This window comes from Saccharopolyspora ipomoeae (assembly GCF_029952525.1).
Taxonomy (GTDB): domain Bacteria; phylum Actinomycetota; class Actinomycetes; order Mycobacteriales; family Pseudonocardiaceae; genus Saccharopolyspora; species Saccharopolyspora ipomoeae.
In genome coordinates, this window is sequence record NZ_JASAOF010000022.1 from 25,535 (window position 1) to 40,998 (window position 15,464).

At 70.3% G+C, this 15,464-nt stretch carries 14 protein-coding genes; 2 read left to right on the forward strand and 12 right to left on the reverse strand.

Translation table 11 applies throughout. From position 1 onward, the window contains the following. Nucleotides 1-4: 4 nt before the first annotated feature. The 5 genes from QFW96_RS24840 to QFW96_RS24860 form a co-directional block, all read right to left on the reverse strand. Nucleotides 5-964: an ABC transporter permease gene (locus QFW96_RS24840; protein WP_281458139.1), complete on the reverse strand. Its 960-nt coding sequence runs from the start codon at nt 962-964 to the stop codon at nt 5-7. Then, on the reverse strand, nt 957-1,883 hold the full coding sequence (locus QFW96_RS24845) for an ABC transporter permease (RefSeq protein WP_281458140.1): 927 nt from the start codon (nt 1,881-1,883) through the stop codon (nt 957-959). Before QFW96_RS24845 ends, QFW96_RS24840 begins: the two co-directional genes overlap by 8 nt. Nucleotides 1,884-1,956: 73 nt before the next feature. After that, nucleotides 1,957-3,588 carry a peptide ABC transporter substrate-binding protein gene (locus tag QFW96_RS24850; RefSeq protein ID WP_281458141.1) on the reverse strand — a complete coding sequence of 544 codons (1,632 nt, stop codon included), beginning with the start codon at nt 3,586-3,588 and terminating at the stop codon, nt 1,957-1,959. Between the two features lie 203 nt (nt 3,589-3,791). Then, nucleotides 3,792-4,745 carry a Ppx/GppA phosphatase family protein gene (locus QFW96_RS24855; protein ID WP_281458142.1) on the reverse strand — a complete coding sequence of 318 codons (954 nt, stop codon included), beginning with the start codon at nt 4,743-4,745 and terminating at the stop codon, nt 3,792-3,794. Between the two features lie 113 nt (nt 4,746-4,858). Continuing rightward, nucleotides 4,859-6,319: a lytic transglycosylase domain-containing protein gene (locus QFW96_RS24860; protein ID WP_281458143.1), complete on the reverse strand. Its 1,461-nt coding sequence runs from the start codon at nt 6,317-6,319 to the stop codon at nt 4,859-4,861. Between the two features lie 208 nt (nt 6,320-6,527). On the opposite strand from QFW96_RS24860, the gene QFW96_RS24865 reads away from it, so the two are divergent. Continuing rightward, complete coding sequence (locus QFW96_RS24865; RefSeq protein ID WP_425524790.1) at nt 6,528-8,141, forward strand: acyl-CoA dehydrogenase family protein; 1,614 nt, start codon at nt 6,528-6,530, stop codon at nt 8,139-8,141. A gap of 251 nt (nt 8,142-8,392) precedes the next feature. On the opposite strand, the gene QFW96_RS24870 is transcribed toward QFW96_RS24865, so the two are convergent. From QFW96_RS24870 to eno, 3 genes are all read right to left on the reverse strand, one after another. Further along, on the reverse strand, nt 8,393-8,896 hold the full coding sequence (locus QFW96_RS24870) for a DUF501 domain-containing protein (RefSeq protein ID WP_425524792.1): 504 nt from the start codon (nt 8,894-8,896) through the stop codon (nt 8,393-8,395). Beyond that, nucleotides 8,890-9,342 (reverse strand): FtsB family cell division protein, encoded by a 453-nt coding sequence (locus QFW96_RS24875; RefSeq protein WP_281458145.1) that lies wholly within the window; start codon nt 9,340-9,342, stop codon nt 8,890-8,892. Before QFW96_RS24875 ends, QFW96_RS24870 begins: the two co-directional genes overlap by 7 nt. Before the next feature lie 99 nt (nt 9,343-9,441). Continuing rightward, nucleotides 9,442-10,728: a phosphopyruvate hydratase gene (gene eno, locus QFW96_RS24880; RefSeq protein ID WP_093415190.1), complete on the reverse strand. Its 1,287-nt coding sequence runs from the start codon at nt 10,726-10,728 to the stop codon at nt 9,442-9,444. A 261-nt stretch (nt 10,729-10,989) separates the two neighbouring features. Between eno and QFW96_RS24885 the strand changes: the two genes are divergently transcribed. Beyond that, nucleotides 10,990-11,367 (forward strand): tetratricopeptide repeat protein, encoded by a 378-nt coding sequence (locus tag QFW96_RS24885; RefSeq protein WP_281458146.1) that lies wholly within the window; start codon nt 10,990-10,992, stop codon nt 11,365-11,367. A 228-nt stretch (nt 11,368-11,595) separates the two neighbouring features. Here the strand turns inward: QFW96_RS24885 and QFW96_RS24890 are convergent, their stop codons facing one another. The 4 genes from QFW96_RS24890 to QFW96_RS24905 form a co-directional block, all read right to left on the reverse strand. Next, nucleotides 11,596-12,408, reverse strand: coding sequence for a lytic transglycosylase domain-containing protein (locus QFW96_RS24890; protein WP_281458147.1), 813 nt, complete (start codon nt 12,406-12,408; stop codon nt 11,596-11,598). A 65-nt stretch (nt 12,409-12,473) separates the two neighbouring features. After that, nucleotides 12,474-13,226, reverse strand: coding sequence for a lytic transglycosylase domain-containing protein (locus QFW96_RS24895; protein ID WP_281458148.1), 753 nt, complete (start codon nt 13,224-13,226; stop codon nt 12,474-12,476). Beyond that, nucleotides 13,219-14,199, reverse strand: coding sequence for a nucleoside triphosphate pyrophosphohydrolase (locus tag QFW96_RS24900; protein WP_281458149.1), 981 nt, complete (start codon nt 14,197-14,199; stop codon nt 13,219-13,221). The genes QFW96_RS24895 and QFW96_RS24900 overlap by 8 nt, the downstream gene beginning before the upstream one ends. A gap of 250 nt (nt 14,200-14,449) precedes the next feature. Then, entirely contained in the window at nt 14,450-15,376 is a 927-nt protein-coding gene (locus QFW96_RS24905; protein WP_281458150.1) for a SurA N-terminal domain-containing protein, read from the reverse strand. Nucleotides 15,377-15,464 lie beyond the last annotated feature (88 nt).

The following is a 15,464-nucleotide window of genomic DNA, read 5'->3' on the forward strand; positions in this document are numbered from 1 at the left end:
ACTCCTACTTCTGCTTCGGGTCGAGCGCGTCGCGGACGGCGTCACCGAGCATCACGAACGCCAGGACCGTGAGCACCAGGAAACCGGCCGGGAAGAACAGCAGGTGCGGCGCCGACTGGATGTAGTTGCGCGAGTCGGCGATCATCACGCCCCACGACACGACCGGCTCGCGCAGGCCGATGCCCAGGAACGACAGCGTCGCCTCGGCACCGATGAACCCGCCGAGCGCGATGGTCGCGTAGACCATGACCGGCGCGAGGGTGTTGGGCAGCACGTGCCGGAAGATGATCCGGCCGGAGCTCGCCCCCAGCGCGCGGGCGGCCTTGACGTAGTCCTGCTGCTTGGCCGCGATCGTCGCCGACCGCATGATGCGCATCGACACCGGCCACGACAGCACGCCGATGGTGAGCACCACCTGGGTGACGATCCGGGTTCCGCTGGGGACCTTCACCTCGGCGTTCATCGTGGTCAGGATGACGATCGCGCCGAGCACGAACGGCAGTCCCATGAAGATCTCGGAGAACCGCGAGATCAGCGTGTCCACGATGCCGCCGAAGTAGCCGGAGATGATGCCGATGACGCCGCCGAGCAGCACCGTCAGCAACGTCGCTGCCAGGCCCACCAGGATCGACGCGCGGGCGCCGACGATGGCGCGGGCGTAGAGGTCCCGGCCGAGGTTGTCGTAGCCGAACCAGGCGTCCGCCGACGGGGTGTCGCGGGCCTTGGTCAGGTCCTGGAAGTTCGGGTCCACGCTCGTGAACAGCTGCGGGAACGCGGCGATGATCAGCAGCACCACGATCATCGCCGAGGCGATCAGGAACAGCGGCCGTCGGCGCAGATCGCGCCAGGCGTCGCTCCAGAGCCCCCGGGGCTTCTCGTTCTTCGCCTCCTCGGAGGCGCCCGCTTCGGTGTGCGCGGCCGCCGCGTCGGCGGCCGCGAGGGTGGTGGGGGTTCGGTCAGTCATATCGGATCCTCGGGTCGAGCACCGCGTAGAGAACGTCCACCAGCAGGTTCATCAGCAGGTAGACCAGCACCAGCACGGTGACGATCCCCGTCACGGTGGTGCCTTCCTGAGTGGTGATCCCCTTGAAGACGAGACCACCGATTCCTCGGATGTTGAACACGCCTTCGGTGACGATCGCACCGGCCATCAGCGCGCCCAGGTCGGTGCCCAGGAACGTGACCACCGGGATCATGGAGTTGCGCAGCATGTGCACCCCGACGACGCGGCGGGGCGCGAGGCCCTTGGCGACGGCGGTGCGCACGAAGTCGGCGCGCTTGTTCTCCATCATGCTGGTCCGCGTCAGCCTGGACACGTAGGCCATCGACAGGGATCCGAGGACGAACCCGGGAACGATGAGTTCGCCGATCGAAGGATCGGAGGAGACCGTGGTCCTGATGATGCCGAGCTCGGAACCGAGCACGATCTGCAGCACGAAACCGGTGACGAACACCGGCAGCGCGATCAGGAACAGCGTGGACACCAGCACCAGGTTGTCCAGGAAGCCGCGCCCGCGCAGGCCGGTCAGAACACCGGCGGCCAGACCGATGACGCCCTCGATGATCAGGGCGACGATGGCGAGCCGCACGGTGATCGGATAGGCCTGTTCGAGCAGCGAGGAGATCGCGACTCCGGAGTAGGTCTCCCCGAAATCACCCGTCAGCAGCTTCCCCAGGTACTTGACGTACTGGATGATGAGCGGATCGTCCAGGTTGTACTTCTGGTTCATCTCCGCGATGTAGGCGGGAGGACAGCCGCGGTCGCCGCACTTGCCCGCGAACGGGTCTCCGGGAATCGCCCACACCAGCGCGTAGATGATAAAAGTCGTCCCGATGAAGACCGGGATCAGTTGCAGCAGGCGCCGCAACACGTAGCGACCCATCCGGGCCTCCTCCATCAACAGCAGCGCGGGACCCGGCCCACCGGGTTGCGGTGGGCCGGGCGCGCACTCGGTTTTACGGGTTCAGGCGGACCGTGGTCAGATCGAGCTCACGGTATGCCTTGACCTCACCTGCGGCGACTCGCTCCGAGAAGCCGTACTGCACCGGCTGGGTCCACAGCGGGATGACCGGCAGGTCCTCTCCCAGCAGCTTCTCCGCGTCGGCGTAAGCGGCGGTGGCGGCCTCCATCGTGGGAGCCGCGTTCGCCTTGTCCAGCGCGGCGTCGAACGCCGGGTTGGAGTACTTGTAGTCGTTCGAGGACGCGTCCGTGCGGTACAGCTGCGTCAGGAACGTCTCCAGGTTCGGGTAGTCGGCCTTCCACCCGGTCCGGAACAGGCCGTCGAACTGGAACGCGTTGGCCTTCTGGCGGAACTCGCCGAAGGTCGGCACCGGCACGAACTGGGTCGGGATGCCCAGGTTCTGCTGGATGCTCGCGGCCACTGCCTGCACCCACTCGTCGTGCCCGCCGTCGGCGTTGGTCTCCAGGGTCAGGGTGCCCTGGAAACCGCCGGCCTGGGCCAGGTACTGCTTGGCCTTCTCCGGGTTGAACTCGCAGGCCTCACCGCACTGTCCGGGGCGATAGCCGTCCACGGCCGCGGTGGCGAAGCCGTCCGCCGGGTCACGACCGCCGGAGAACACCTGCTGGGTGATCGTCTTGCGGTCGATCGACATCGAGATCGCCTTGCGGACCAGCGGGTTCTTGAACTTCTCGTCGTAGATCGGGAAGCCCAGGTTCTGGGTGAGCAGGCCCGGCTTCTGCTTCGCGCGCTCGCCGAGGTCCTGCTTCCACTTGTCACCGACCAGCGCCGAGACCGGAACGGCCCGCAGGAAGTCCAGGTTGCCCGAGGCCAGGTCCTGGTAGGCGGTGTCGAGGTTGTCGTAGACCTTGAACTTGGCGCCCTTGATCTGCGGCTTGTCAGCGCCGGCGTACTGGTCGTAGGCGGTCAGGTTCAGCTCGACGTTCGGCTGGCGGTCCTGGAACTTGAACGGACCGTTGCCGATCGGGTGCTGCTCGAAACCCTTGGGGTCGGCGAAGAACGCGTCGGGCAGCGGCATGTAGGCGGAGTAGCCCAGCACGACCGGGAAGATCGTGAACGGCGCCTTCAGCTTCACGGTGAACGTGGTGTCGTCGACGACCTTGAGACCGGACATCTCCTTGGCCGGCGGGGTCGGGGCCTGTGCCGGGCCCTCGTCGCCGTCCGGGTCCTCGGACTGCAGCTGGTCGTAGCCGTCGATCTGCTCGAAGAAGCTCGCGCCCTGGAAACCGTTGGGACCGTAGGCGGAGTAGTTCCAGGCGTCCACGAAGTTCTTCGCCTTGACCGGCGTCCCGTCGTGGAACGTCCAGCCCGGCTTGAGCTTGATCGTGAAGTTCTGGTTGTCGGTGGTCTCGATCTTGTCGGCGACCGCGTTCTCGACCTTGAGGTCGCTCGCGCGGTACTTCACCAGACCCGTGAACATGGAGCTCACGATGAAACCACCGTTTTCCTCGGTGGTGTTGGCCGGGACAAGAGGGTTCTCCGGCTCGCCCCAGTCCAGGGTGATGATGCCGTCCTCTCCCGAGCCGCTGCCGCCGCCACCGCAGCCGGTGGCGAGCAATGCCACCGCCAGCGGGGCCGCGACCATTGCGGCCAAACGTCCCTTTCGCATGTAGGTCCTCCCGCTTCCACGCGCGCCCCAGGTTTGTTTTCCGGGGTCATCACGCACGACGGTTCTTCACCGTCGCGTCAGACGTGCGTAAACATAAGTGAGAACCGGGCGGCGGCAATGCAGTGTCACAAAGCCGTCACTTTCTGAATCGATACTGAGTTCCCATTCTTTGCAATTGAAACCAACCGTCCACGATCTGGGAACTAGCTGATGGACAGGGCAATGCCGTCGAGGATGTCGTGCTCGCTGGCCGTCATCGACGAGATACCGCTGCGCTCGGAAAACTCCTCCGCCAGAACCTTGACCACCAGCGCACCGCCCCCGATGACGTCCACCCGACCCGGGTGCATCGAACCGATCTTCGAGCGCTCTTCGTGCGTGGAAGAAAGAAGGCGTTCGGCGATTTGTTCGACCCTATTCTGGGAAATATGGGAAAGGTGAATGGCCTGGGGGTCGTATTCCGGCAAATCCTGCGCGATGGCCGACAGCGTGGTGACCGTTCCCGCGACCCCGACCCACGTCCTGGCCTCGCTGACGTCGACCCGCTCGAATGCCTCGTCGAGGATCTGACGTGCGACTTTCTCCGCTTCGAGGACTTCTTCGTCGGTCGGCGGGTCGTCGTGCAGGCACCGCTCGGTCAGCCGGACGCAGCCGATGTCGGCGGAGTGGGCGGCGGTGATGTCGGCGTTCGCGCCGTCCCAGGTGCCCACCACGACCTCGGTCGAGCCGCCCCCGACGTCGGTGACCACGAACGGGCCGTCCAGCGGGTCGAGGTCGCCGACGGCGCCCACGAACGACAGCCGCGCCTCCTCGTCACCGGTGATCACCTCGGCGTCGACGCCCAGCGTCTCGCGGACCATCGAGAAGAAGTCCTCGCGGTTCTCCGCGTCGCGGGTCGCCGAGGTCGCCACCATCCTGACCCGCTCGACGCCCTTGCGCGCGGCCATCGCCGCGTAGTCGACCAGCGCCTCCCGGGTGCGCTCGATGGCCTCCGGCGCCAGCCGCCCGGTCGCGTCCACGCCCTGGCCGAGCCGCACGATGCGCATCGTGCGGTAGATGTCGCGCAGGTCCTTGCGCCCGTCGTCGTGGACCGTGACGTCCGCGATCAGCAGACGAATCGAGTTCGTCCCGCAGTCGATCGCCGCAACCCGTGCCATCGCACCCTCCTCGACCAGCTGCGCACCGGCGTTTCCGGCCGCTCCCCCACGCTATCGGCACCGGGCCGCCCCGGAGGAAGCGCCGGGGTCCGGCTGGTCACTGGGTCGACGGGTCACTGGGTCGGCTGGTAGTCCTCCGGGACGGTGCAGGGCGTGACGACGCCGCCGGGGTCGGTGAACACCTTGCTGCCAGGCTGAGCCAGCAGCGGAGGCGTCTCGCCGGGCTCCAGGTCCTCGCCCGGCTGCGGTTCGAGCAGCGAGAACTCGCCGCGGTCGAGCACCGCCGGATCGCACTGCTCCGGGGTCTCGGAGCTGGAGGTCTCCCACGACAGCGAGAGACCGGGAACCGGCTCGGAACTGGGAGTTTCCGAGGAGGTCGGCGGCTGGGACGTGCTCGGCCGCGTCGACGGCTCCGGCGTCCCCGAGCTCGGCGGCATCGTCGGGGTGGGCGCGGGCTTGGTCTCCGGCTCGTCGCCCGGGAGCTGCGGCGGCGCGGGCTCGACGGGCGCCACCAGCGGCGGCTCGGACGGGCCCGACTCCGGGGCCGGTTGTTCCGGGAACGGCGGGCCCGGCTCCGGCGCGGGCGCGACCGGTGGGAGCGCGAGCGGCTGCGGGTCCTCCACCGGCGGGACCGGTTCGATCTCGGGGACGATCAGCGGCTCGGGCGCGGGCATGGCCAGCGCGTCCTGCTCGGCGCGCACCCGCTCCCCCGCCAGCACGTCGCCGGTGGCCGGGGAGAGCTCGGCCGGGGTCGGGGTGACGCCGCGGCGGTAGGCGTCGGCCCAGACCATGACCGTGCGGACGTAGCTCTCGGAGTGGTTGTAGCGGAACACCGCGGCGGCCAGCTCGCGCGGATCGTTGAGGTCACCGCCACCGCTGCAGAGGTAGGTGCCGGCCGCGGCCGCCGCGTCGGGCAGGTTGTGCGGGCTCTCGACGCCGTCCTCGTTGCCGTCGGTCGCGAACTTGCGCCAGGTCGAGGGGATGAACTGCATCGGCCCCACGGCCCGGTCCCACAACGGGTCGCCGTCGAAGCGACCGGCGTCGGTGTCCGGGATCGCCGCGACGTTCGGGCCGCCCGACAACCTCGGGCCGAGGATCGCGTGCGTGGTCGTGCCGTTGACGTCGATGGCGCCGTCGCGGGCGTGCCCGGACTCGATGCGGCCGATCGAGGCCAGCACCGACCAGTGCATCCCGCACGCGTGCGTCTGCTCCACTGAGCGGGCCGCCTGCATGTAGGCCGCGAGCACGGGTTCGGGGATGCCGAGTTCGCCGGCCGGCAGCTCCACCCGGGGCGCGGCCTGCGGCACGGCGGCCAGCTGCGCCGGGTCGGCGGCCTCGTCGAGCAGGCGGGGGCTCAGCGTCGGCGCCTGCGGCAGGTTCCCGCTCACGCCCAGCTGCTTGAGGTCCGGCGCGTGCTGATCCGTCCCGGTCGGCAGCGCGGAAGCGCTGACCAGGGCCGCGGGCAGCGCCAGGACCGGTGCCATCGCGGTCGCCGCCAGCCACCTCCGAGCCCGGTTGCCGACTACCGCGCTCGTCTTCGCCTTCCGCCGGATCTTGTTCTTGCGGTTCGCCACCCGTGCAACCCCCACACCCGAGTCCGAGGCCAGTCCGCCAGAGCCGAATCCCTGGATACACCACCCGCGGAACGTACGCCGAGCGGCGAACGACCCGGTTCACCCGACCGAGCCTCGCGGTCGGTGGGGCGTTTCGCGGAAACGTCCCCGCTCCCGGATCCGGCCGAGCGGTTCAACTCGACGTCGGTTCGCGCCTAGGCTCCGGGGCATGACGCTCACCGACGAGCTGCGCGTGTTCAGCACTCACCAGGTCGCCAACCAGTCCGCTCCGCTGTCCGGGTTCGACCCGCTCGCCTGCGACCCCGCGCTGGGTTCGGCGCTGACCCGCTACGCCGTCGGCGACCTCACCCCGCTCGCGCTGGAAGCCGGTTCGGCCGAGATCCGCGAGCACGGCAGGCTCGCCGACGAGAACCCGCCGCAGCTGCGCACCCACGACCGCTACGGCAACCGCATCGACGAGGTCGAGTACCACCCGTCGTGGCACCGGCTGATGGAACGGGCCACCGCGCACGGCCTGCACGCCGCGCCGTGGACGCACGGGCCGGGCGCGCACCTGCGCCGGGCCGCCGGGTTCTACCTGTGGTCGCAGGCCGAGGCCGGGCACGGCTGCCCGATCTCGATGACCTACTCCTCGGTGCCCGCGCTGCGCTGGTCTCCCGAGCTGGCCGCCGAGTACGAGCCGAAGCTGACCGCGCCCGGCTACGAGTTCGGGCTGCGCCCGCCGCAGGAGAAGTCGGCGCTGCTCGCGGGCATGTCGATGACCGAGAAGCAGGGCGGCTCCGACGTCCGCGCCAACACCACCACCGCCGAGCCGCTGGCCGACGGGACCTACCGGCTCGTCGGGCACAAGTGGTTCACCTCGGCGCCGATGAACGACCTGTTCCTCACCCTGGCCCAGACGGCGAACGGGCTGAGCTGCTTCCTGGTGCCGCGCGTGCTGCCCGACGGCAGCCGCAACGAGATCCGGCTGCAGCGGCTCAAGGACAAGCTGGGCAACAAGTCAAACGCGTCGTCGGAGATCGAGTACACCGGGGCCATCGGGCACCTCGTCGGCGAGGAGGGGCGCGGGGTCCGCTGCATCATCGAGATGGTGTCGATGACCAGGCTCGACTGCGTGCTGGGCGCGGCGGCCAACGTCCGCATCGCGCTGTCCGAAGCCGCCCACCACGTGCAGCGGCGCAGCGCGTTCGGCGCGCGGCTGGCCGACCAACCGCTGATGCAGCAGGTCGTCGCCGATCTCGCGCTGGAGTCCGAGGCGGCGACCACGCTGGCGATGCGGCTGGCCGCCGCGGTGGAGCAGCAGGAGCAGGACCTGCTGCGGCTGGCGCTGCCCGCGACGAAGTTCTTCGTCTGCAAGCGCGCGCCGTACGTGGTGGCCGAGGCGCTGGAGTGCCTGGGCGGCAACGGCTACGTCGAGGAGTCCGGCATGCCGCGGCTCTACCGCGAGGCGCCGCTGATGTCGATCTGGGAGGGCTCGGGCAACGTCACGGCCCTCGACCTGCTGCGAGCCCTGGCCAAGCAGCCGAGCAGCCGAGACGCGATGCTCGCCGAGCTCGACGCGGCCGGCGGCGACAACGCGATCTACGACGGAGCCGTCCGCCGGGTCCGGGCGGAACTCGCCGACCCCCGGCCGGAACGCGCGAGGGCGCTGGCGGAGTCCCTGGCCCTGACCCTGCAGGCGGCACTGCTCCAGCGCTTCGCGCCCGCATCGGTGTCGGACGCGTTCATCGCCACCCGCCTCGGCGACCCCGGCCGCACCTTCGGCGCGACCCCGGTCCCGAGCCCCAAGACCCTCGTCGACCGCATCGCGCCCGGTCGCTGAGGGACGAAGTTCTCATGAAAACGTCCCCACCCCCACGACGAGACACCACTCCCCAGTGGTGGGGAAGTTTTCATGAAAACTTCCCCGTCCGCACACCAAGACACCACCGATGACCTCGGTCTTCGCAGTCGGGGACCGTTTCGTGGGTCGGGGAGGTTTTCATGAAAACCTCCCCGTCACCGACCACGGATCCGGTGGGGGCGGTGACCCTGAGTCGGCGAAGTTTTCATGAAAACTTCGCCGATGAGTTCTCAGCGGCCGAGGAGGTAGCGGTGCTCCGGCCAGCGCTCGGCGATGAGGTCGACGGCCTCGTCGCCGAACGGGTTCACCCCGGGCCCCTTGGCCAGGGCGTGCGCGATGTGCACGTGCAGGCACTTCACGCGGTCCGGCATGCCGCCCGCGCTGACGTCGGTGCCCAGCGACTCCAGGGCGTCGCGCTCCGCGAGGTAGGACTCGTGGGCGCGCCGGTACACCTCGGCCAGCTCCTCGTCGGCGGCCAGCCGGTCCTGCATCTCCTTCATCAGCCCCTCCGCCTCGAACGTCGAGGCGTGGGCGGTGAGGTCCGGGGCCGTCAAGTAGTACAGCGTCGGGAACGGGGTGCCGTCCTCCAGCCGCGGCCAGGTCTGCACCACCGTCGGCTCACCGGAGGCGTCGCGCGCCGCGATCGCGTGCAGCCCCCGGGGCGGCCGCCCGAGCTGACGCCGGACGCACTCCCGGTCGGCCTCGCTGACCAACGACGTGTCCACCTTCACGATTCCTTCCCCAACACCGAGTTCCACATCTCCTCGTACCACGGCACACCGTCGTCACCGGGTGCCCGCGGAGGCGGCGGGGCCGGGGCCTGCGGGACCTCCACGATGTAGGGCGTCTCGCCCGGGCGGACGTAGCCGAGGCGCGCCCGCGCTTCGGCCTCGACCTGCTCCGGGTCGGAGAGCTCCTGCTTGCGCTGCTCCAGCTGGCGGACCTGGACCTCCAGCTCGGCGCGCTGCGTCTCCTGCGCGGCGAGCTCGTCGCGCTGGCTGAGGTAGGTGCGCAGCGGCACCGCCACGCTCAGCGCCATCACGCACACCAGCAGCGCCAGCACCGCCGCGCGACGCGTCGAGGAGAGCTGGAACGCGCCGCCAGTGCTGGACCTGGGCCTCGCCGGACGCCGCTTCGGGGCGCCCGGCTTGCCCGCGGGCTTGCGCTGGCCTTGCTTCACCTGGGCCGAATCCCGGCGGGCGCGCACCGGTCGGCGCGACGGCGGAACCTTCCGCTCGCCGCGCCCCTGCGAATCGGATGCGCGCCCGGCCGGCACGACTCAGCTCTCCGCGTTGAACCGCGGGAACGCCAGGTCACCCGCGTAGCGGGCGGCGTCGCCGAGGCCCTCTTCGATGCGCAGCAGCTGGTTGTACTTCGCGACCCGCTCGCTGCGCGCCGGGGCACCCGTCTTGATCTGGCCGCAGCCGGTGGCCACCGCCAGGTCGGCGATCGTGGTGTCCTCGGTCTCGCCGGAGCGGTGGCTCATCATGGACTTGTAGCCGCACGAGGTCGCCAGGCTGACCGCGTCCAGGGTCTCCGACAGCGTGCCGATCTGGTTGACCTTGACCAGCAGCGCGTTCGCGGCACCCTTGTTGATGCCGTCCTCCAGGCGCTCCGGGTTGGTGACGAACAGGTCGTCGCCGACCAGCTGCACCTTGTCGCCGATCTGCTTGGTCAGCTTGGCCCAGCCGTCCCAGTCGTCCTCGCCCAGCGGGTCCTCGATGGACACCAGCGGGTACGCGGAGACGAGCTCCTGGTAGTACTCCGCCATCTGGTCGGCGGTGCGCTTGCTGCCCTCGAAGTTGTAGGTGCCCGCCTCGAAGAACTCGGTGGCGGCCACGTCGAGGGCCAGCACGATGTCGCGGCCCAGCTTGTAACCGGCCTTGTCGATCGCCGAGGCGATCAGGTCCAGCGCCTCGCGGTTGTTGGGCAGGTCGGGGGCGAAGCCGCCCTCGTCGCCCAGGCCGGTGGCCAGACCCTTGGACTTCAGGACCGACTTCAGCGCGTGGTAGGTCTCAGCACCCCAGCGCAGCGCGTCGGCGAAGGTGTCCGCGCCGATCGGCGCGATCATGAACTCCTGGATGTCCACCCCGGTGTCGGCGTGCGCGCCGCCGTTGAGGATGTTCATCATCGGCACCGGCAGCACGTGCGCGTTCGGGCCGCCGATGTAGCGGAACAGCTCCAGCTCGGAGGCCTCCGCGGCGGCCTTGGCGACCGCGAGCGAGACGCCGAGGATCGCGTTGGCGCCGAGCCGCGACTTGTCCGGGGTGCCGTCGAGGTCCACCAGCTTCTGGTCGACCACGCGCTGCTCGGTGGCGTCCAGGCCGGTCAGCTCGGGGCCGATCTCGTCCAGCACGGCCGAGACGGCGTTCTCCACGCCCTTGCCGCCGTAGCGGCCGGCGTCACCGTCGCGCAACTCGACGGCCTCGTGCTCGCCGGTCGAGGCGCCCGAGGGGACCGCCGCGCGGCTGAGCGTGCCGTCCTCCAATGCCACTTCGACCTCGACGGTGGGGTTACCGCGCGAATCGAGGATCTCGCGGGCGCCGACCTGTTCGATGATCGCCACGTGTGCTCCTAACCAGCTTGGATCCATAGGACGGGAGCAACCGCCACGACGTTCCCGCACGCCGCGCTCCGGCCGTCCGCCCCGACAACCGACTACGAGCCTAACCGGGCCGATACCGCGCTCGCCGCAGACTCGCGATGCGGTGATCTGCGCCGCTCGATCTCCTCTCCCGCGTCGGGTCCGCGACACCTCCGCGTCACCGGAAGACCATCCGGTCGGACGTCTCGGAACAGCCGATCGCGGATTAACGTTGTCCGCGCCATGACGACAGAAGGCACCGTCGAAGCGTTCCGGCGAGCGGAGGACCTGCTCGCGCAACGCCGCCCGCTGGAAGCCCTCAAAGTCCTCGAACCCGTTGTCGAAGCCGACCCCGACAAGCCCAGCGTGCAGCTGGCGCTGGGCCGGGCGTACTTCTTCTCGGCGCAGCTGCGCCGGGCCGAGCGCGCGTTCCTGCGCGTCCTGGAGTTCGATCCCTCGGACCACTACGCGCGTCTCGTCCTGGGCCGCACCCTGCAGCGCCAGGGCCGCCTCACCGAAGCCCGCGCCCAGATCCGCCTCGCCGCCACCATGTACCCGGACCCGGCCTACCAGGAGGCCCTGGGCGAGATCAACGCCCACATCGCCGTCCGCTCCTCCTGAACCCGCGCGCTCCCGCGGGGTGACCCGATTACGGCGGTAATCCGTGACCCGATTACGGCGGTAATCCGTCCCCACCCGGATCACTGCCGTAATCCGGGCCCGGAAAACCGCCGTAATCCGTGTCCTACGCGGAGTACCGCCGTGATCAGGTGACCGAAAACGGCCGTAATCGGGGGACGGATCACTGCCGTAATCCGGTCGCCCGGTGCGGAGCGGGGGTCGAGGAGGTCAGCGGCGCTGGTTGCCTGCTGCTGCGTAGGTCTCGGCCAGGCCGAAGACCTTCTGGGCGTATTCGACGGAGTTGTTGTAGGACATGACGCCCTGCCACCAGCCGGAGCCGGTGGACATGTCGCGGCCGCCGGCGCACAGGTAGCGCCCGGCGGAGACGGCCGCGTCGTCGAGGTTCTGCGGATCGCCGCGGCCGTCGCCGCTGCCGTCGGTGGCCCACTTGTTCCAGGTCGTGGGGATGAACTGCATCGGCCCGACGGCGCGGTCGTGCTCGACGTCGCCGTCGAGGGCGCCCCCGTCGCTGTCCGGGATGAGCCGGACGTTGGGGCCGCCGTCGAGCTTGATGCCGATGATCGGCGTCGACGGCCGGGCGTCCTCGCGCAGCTGCCGGTCGCCGAAGCGGCCGTGGTTGGACTCGATGCGGCCGATGCCGGCGAGCGTGGTCCAGGAGATCCGGCAGTTCGGCTGGTGCTGGCGCAGCGCCAGGTCGGCGTTGACGTAGGAGACGACGGCGCGGGCCGGGATGTCGACCACGGCGGAGACCTGGTTCGCCCACTCGCGCACCGGGTCGACGCCGGGCTGCGGCTGGGGTTGCGGCTCCACCTGCGGGGCCTGCACCGGCGGCGCGATCGAGCCGGGCGCGACCTGCGCGGGCTTGGGGTCCTCGGGGCGCGGCGGCGCGGCGACCGGAGCCTTCTCCGGCGTGCCGAGGAGGTGGACCAGGGCGACGCCGACGACCATCGCGGCCAGCAGCGACACGACCAGCGCGAGGCGTCCGAGGGCCGCGAGCACCGTTGGCGAGATCCTGATCACCCGCACAGGCTACTTGCAGGTAGCCGCGGGTTCCAGCACTTCAGGGCACCGACCACCCTCCGGAATCAGCCCTCGGCCGGGAGTGACCGGCTGGTCCTGCCGTAGTGGTCGGCGTAGTCGAGGACCTCCTGGCCGTAGCTGCGGGACTGGTTGTAGTCCAGCAGCGCCGACCAGAACCGGTCGCCGTCGCGCATGTCGTGCCCGACCGCGCACAGGTAGCGCCCGGCGGTCAGCGCGGCGTCGTCGATGTCCTGCGGGTCGGCGACGCCGTCGCCGTCGGCGTCGCTCTCGTACTCGCGCCAGGTGGACGGGATGAACTGCAGCGGCCCGACCGCCCTGTCCCACACCGGGTCGCCGTCGAGGACACCGCCGTCGGTGTCGTGGATCTGCTTGACGCCCTCACCGCCGTCCAGCGGCAGTCCGATGATCCGGGGCGTGGGCCTGCCGGTCTCGTCGAGCCGGGAACCGCCGTGCCTGCCGTGGCTGGACTCCACCGCGCCGATGCCCGCCAGCACCGTCCAGCTCATCCCGCACTCGGCGGACTCGGCGCCCAGCGCCACCTGCGCGTAGCCGTAGGCCTGCAGCGCGGCGCGCGGGATGTTGAGCTCGTCGGACATCCGCTCCGACCAGTCGGTCAGCTGCGCCTGGGGCCGGTCGGGGGTCCGGGCGCCGTCGGCGAGGAGCTGGACCGGCGGCGGGTCGATGCCCGGGTCCGGCGGCGCGGACGCCGACGGGAGCTCGAACGTCGTCGAGGGCGCGGGTGAGCAGGCGGCCAGCGCTAACAGCAGCGGGACCGCCACCAGCCGGCGGTCAGGCATCGGATCCGCTCAGCAGCTCGTTCCAGTCCGTCGCGGTGAGCTCGGCGCGACCGGTCTCGCGGGCGCGGCGCTCGGCGGCGCGGATGCGCGCGGCGAACTCCAGGGACACCGAGCGCAGCGCGTCCTCGGGGTCGGTCCCGTCGAGCTTGCCGCGCGCGGTCAGCGCGAACAGGGCGGACCCGGTGTCGCTGCCGGAAGGCATGGCCTCCAGCGGGATTCCGGCGCGGGCGGCGCGCTGGGTGATCTTGGCGGCCAGCGCCACCGCGGGCTGCCCCAGCGCGACACCGTCCACGATGGACTCGCGCTGCTTCTCCTGCTGCTTGAGCTCCTCCCAGCGCGCGTGCTGGGTCTCGGTGTCGAGCACGGTGGTGTCGTCGGCGAAGACGTGCGGGTGCCTGCTGACGAGCTTGCTCACCAGCCCCGCCGCGACGGCGTCGATGCCGAACGGGTCGTCGGGGTCCTCGGCGGCGACGCGCGCGTGGAACAGGACCTGCAGCAGCACGTCGCCGAGCTCCTCGCGCAGCGCTGCGCGGTCCTTCTCGGCGATGGCGTCGAGCAGCTCGTAGGCCTCCTCGACGAGGTACTGGCGCAGCGAGTCGTGGTCCTGCTCGGCGTCCCACGGGCAGCCGCCGGGCGAGCGCAGCCGGTCCATGACGGTGACCGCGTCCAGCAGCTCGACGCCGTCCGGCGCGGGCGCGCCGACCACGAGAGCACCGGCGGCGCGCAGGGTTTCGGCATCGGGGCCGATCTCGCCGGTGATGAGCACGACCGGCGTCCCAGCGGCGCGCGCGACGAGGTCCTCCGGCGCCTCGGGCACCCCCAGCGCGGCCTTGGCCGCAGCCGACAGACCCGCGTCGGCGAAGACCTCAGCGGCCTCGCGGAGCAGCGGCAACGCGGCTGCGGGCAGCGCTTCGTCGAGTCGGTCGTCGACGAGGACGATCGCGGTACCTTCGGCCACCCGGAGCTCGCTCATACCTCGATTGTCCCAACCGGGGACCACCGAGGTTCAGCGACGTGCACCACACGAAGTTCTCATGAAAACCTCCCCACCCCACGGGTCCCGAGGGGACCGAAGTTTTCATGAAAACCTCCCCACCAACACACCCGGGAACCGACGTCCCCACGCACGGGGGGACGGAAGTTTTCATGAAAACCGTGTCGTCACGGGGGCCTGGTGAGGAGGGAAGTTTTCATGAAAACGTCGCCGACCCAGGGTTCGGGGATCAGGAGGACTTGTCCTCGGGGTCGATGCGGAAGCCCGTGGTCTCGTCCTCGTTAGGGGCGGCCTGGAGGCCGATCTGGTCCCAGACGCCGTAGCGGGGGCTGAGCTCGACGCCGACGCGGTCGGCGGTGGCGCCCAGCAGGAAGCTGCCCACTCCCTGCAACGTCTGGTCGTCGACGGCGCTCGTCGGGTTCGGTGACGGCTTCGCCTCGCGCTCGCGGATGAGCGCGACCAGCCACTGGCCCGAGTTCGGTTCCGGTTCGAAGGCCAGCACCGTGCCCGGTTCGGCGCCGAACAGCGGCGTCGAGGCGGCGAGCTTCGGGCTGTCCACCGCCCGCAGCCGCTGCCCGGCCGCCGCGGGAACACCGGCGCCGGCGTCGGCGGCGATCAGGTCGCGCACCGCGGCGTCGCCCCGGGACATCTGCTGAGCCTTGCGCTCGGCGTCGGCGCGGGTCGTGGCCTGGGTGAAGTCGAAGGTGACGGCCAGGCCGTCGAAGTAGCGGCGCCCCAGCTCGGTCACCAGCGCCTCGCTGCGCGCCATGTCGTGCAGGTTCTCCGGCGTGAAGATCTTGCCCCGGGTCGCCTGCGGCCCGCCCCACTGGTTGATCATGTCGGTGACCTGCTGCTCCGACACCGTCAACCCGTCCTGGCGCGCGGCCTGCGCGACGAGCTCCTTGCGCACCAGCTGCCCGGCCAGGGTCCGGCCGAGCTCGTCGTACTGGCCCTGCCGGCGCAGCTGCGGCTTCAGCTCCGGTTCCTTGGCCAGCACCTCGGAGAACCAGGACTGCACCTCGGACACCGGGATCCGCTGGTCACCGACGATCGCGGCCGCACCCGCCTGACCAGGCCCGGACCCGCAACCCGACAGCAGCACACCGGCAACGGCGAGAGACGCGAACAAGCGGCCACGGCGCAGCGAGATCGTCACGCGGGCACCCTCTCACGTCATCACCCAGAGATGAAGCCTCAACACAGTCCGAAGTCGACATCTCGCCACGACGACTGATTCCAGGCTC

What these genes read in the sequence shown, in the direction of transcription:
- QFW96_RS24840 (WP_281458139.1), bottom strand. Translation starts at nt 964, where the DNA reads ATGACTGACCGAACCCCCACCACCCTCGCGGCCGCCGACGCGGCGGCC.
- QFW96_RS24845 (WP_281458140.1), bottom strand. Translation starts at nt 1,883, where the DNA reads ATGGGTCGCTACGTGTTGCGGCGCCTGCTGCAACTGATCCCGGTCTTC.
- QFW96_RS24850 (WP_281458141.1), bottom strand. Translation starts at nt 3,588, where the DNA reads ATGCGAAAGGGACGTTTGGCCGCAATGGTCGCGGCCCCGCTGGCGGTG.
- QFW96_RS24855 (WP_281458142.1), bottom strand. Translation starts at nt 4,745, where the DNA reads ATGGCACGGGTTGCGGCGATCGACTGCGGGACGAACTCGATTCGTCTG.
- QFW96_RS24865 (WP_425524790.1), top strand. Translation starts at nt 6,528, where the DNA reads ATGACGCTCACCGACGAGCTGCGCGTGTTCAGCACTCACCAGGTCGCC.
- QFW96_RS24885 (WP_281458146.1), top strand. Translation starts at nt 10,990, where the DNA reads ATGACGACAGAAGGCACCGTCGAAGCGTTCCGGCGAGCGGAGGACCTG.
- QFW96_RS24895 (WP_281458148.1), bottom strand. Translation starts at nt 13,226, where the DNA reads ATGCCTGACCGCCGGCTGGTGGCGGTCCCGCTGCTGTTAGCGCTGGCC.
- QFW96_RS24900 (WP_281458149.1), bottom strand. Translation starts at nt 14,199, where the DNA reads ATGAGCGAGCTCCGGGTGGCCGAAGGTACCGCGATCGTCCTCGTCGAC.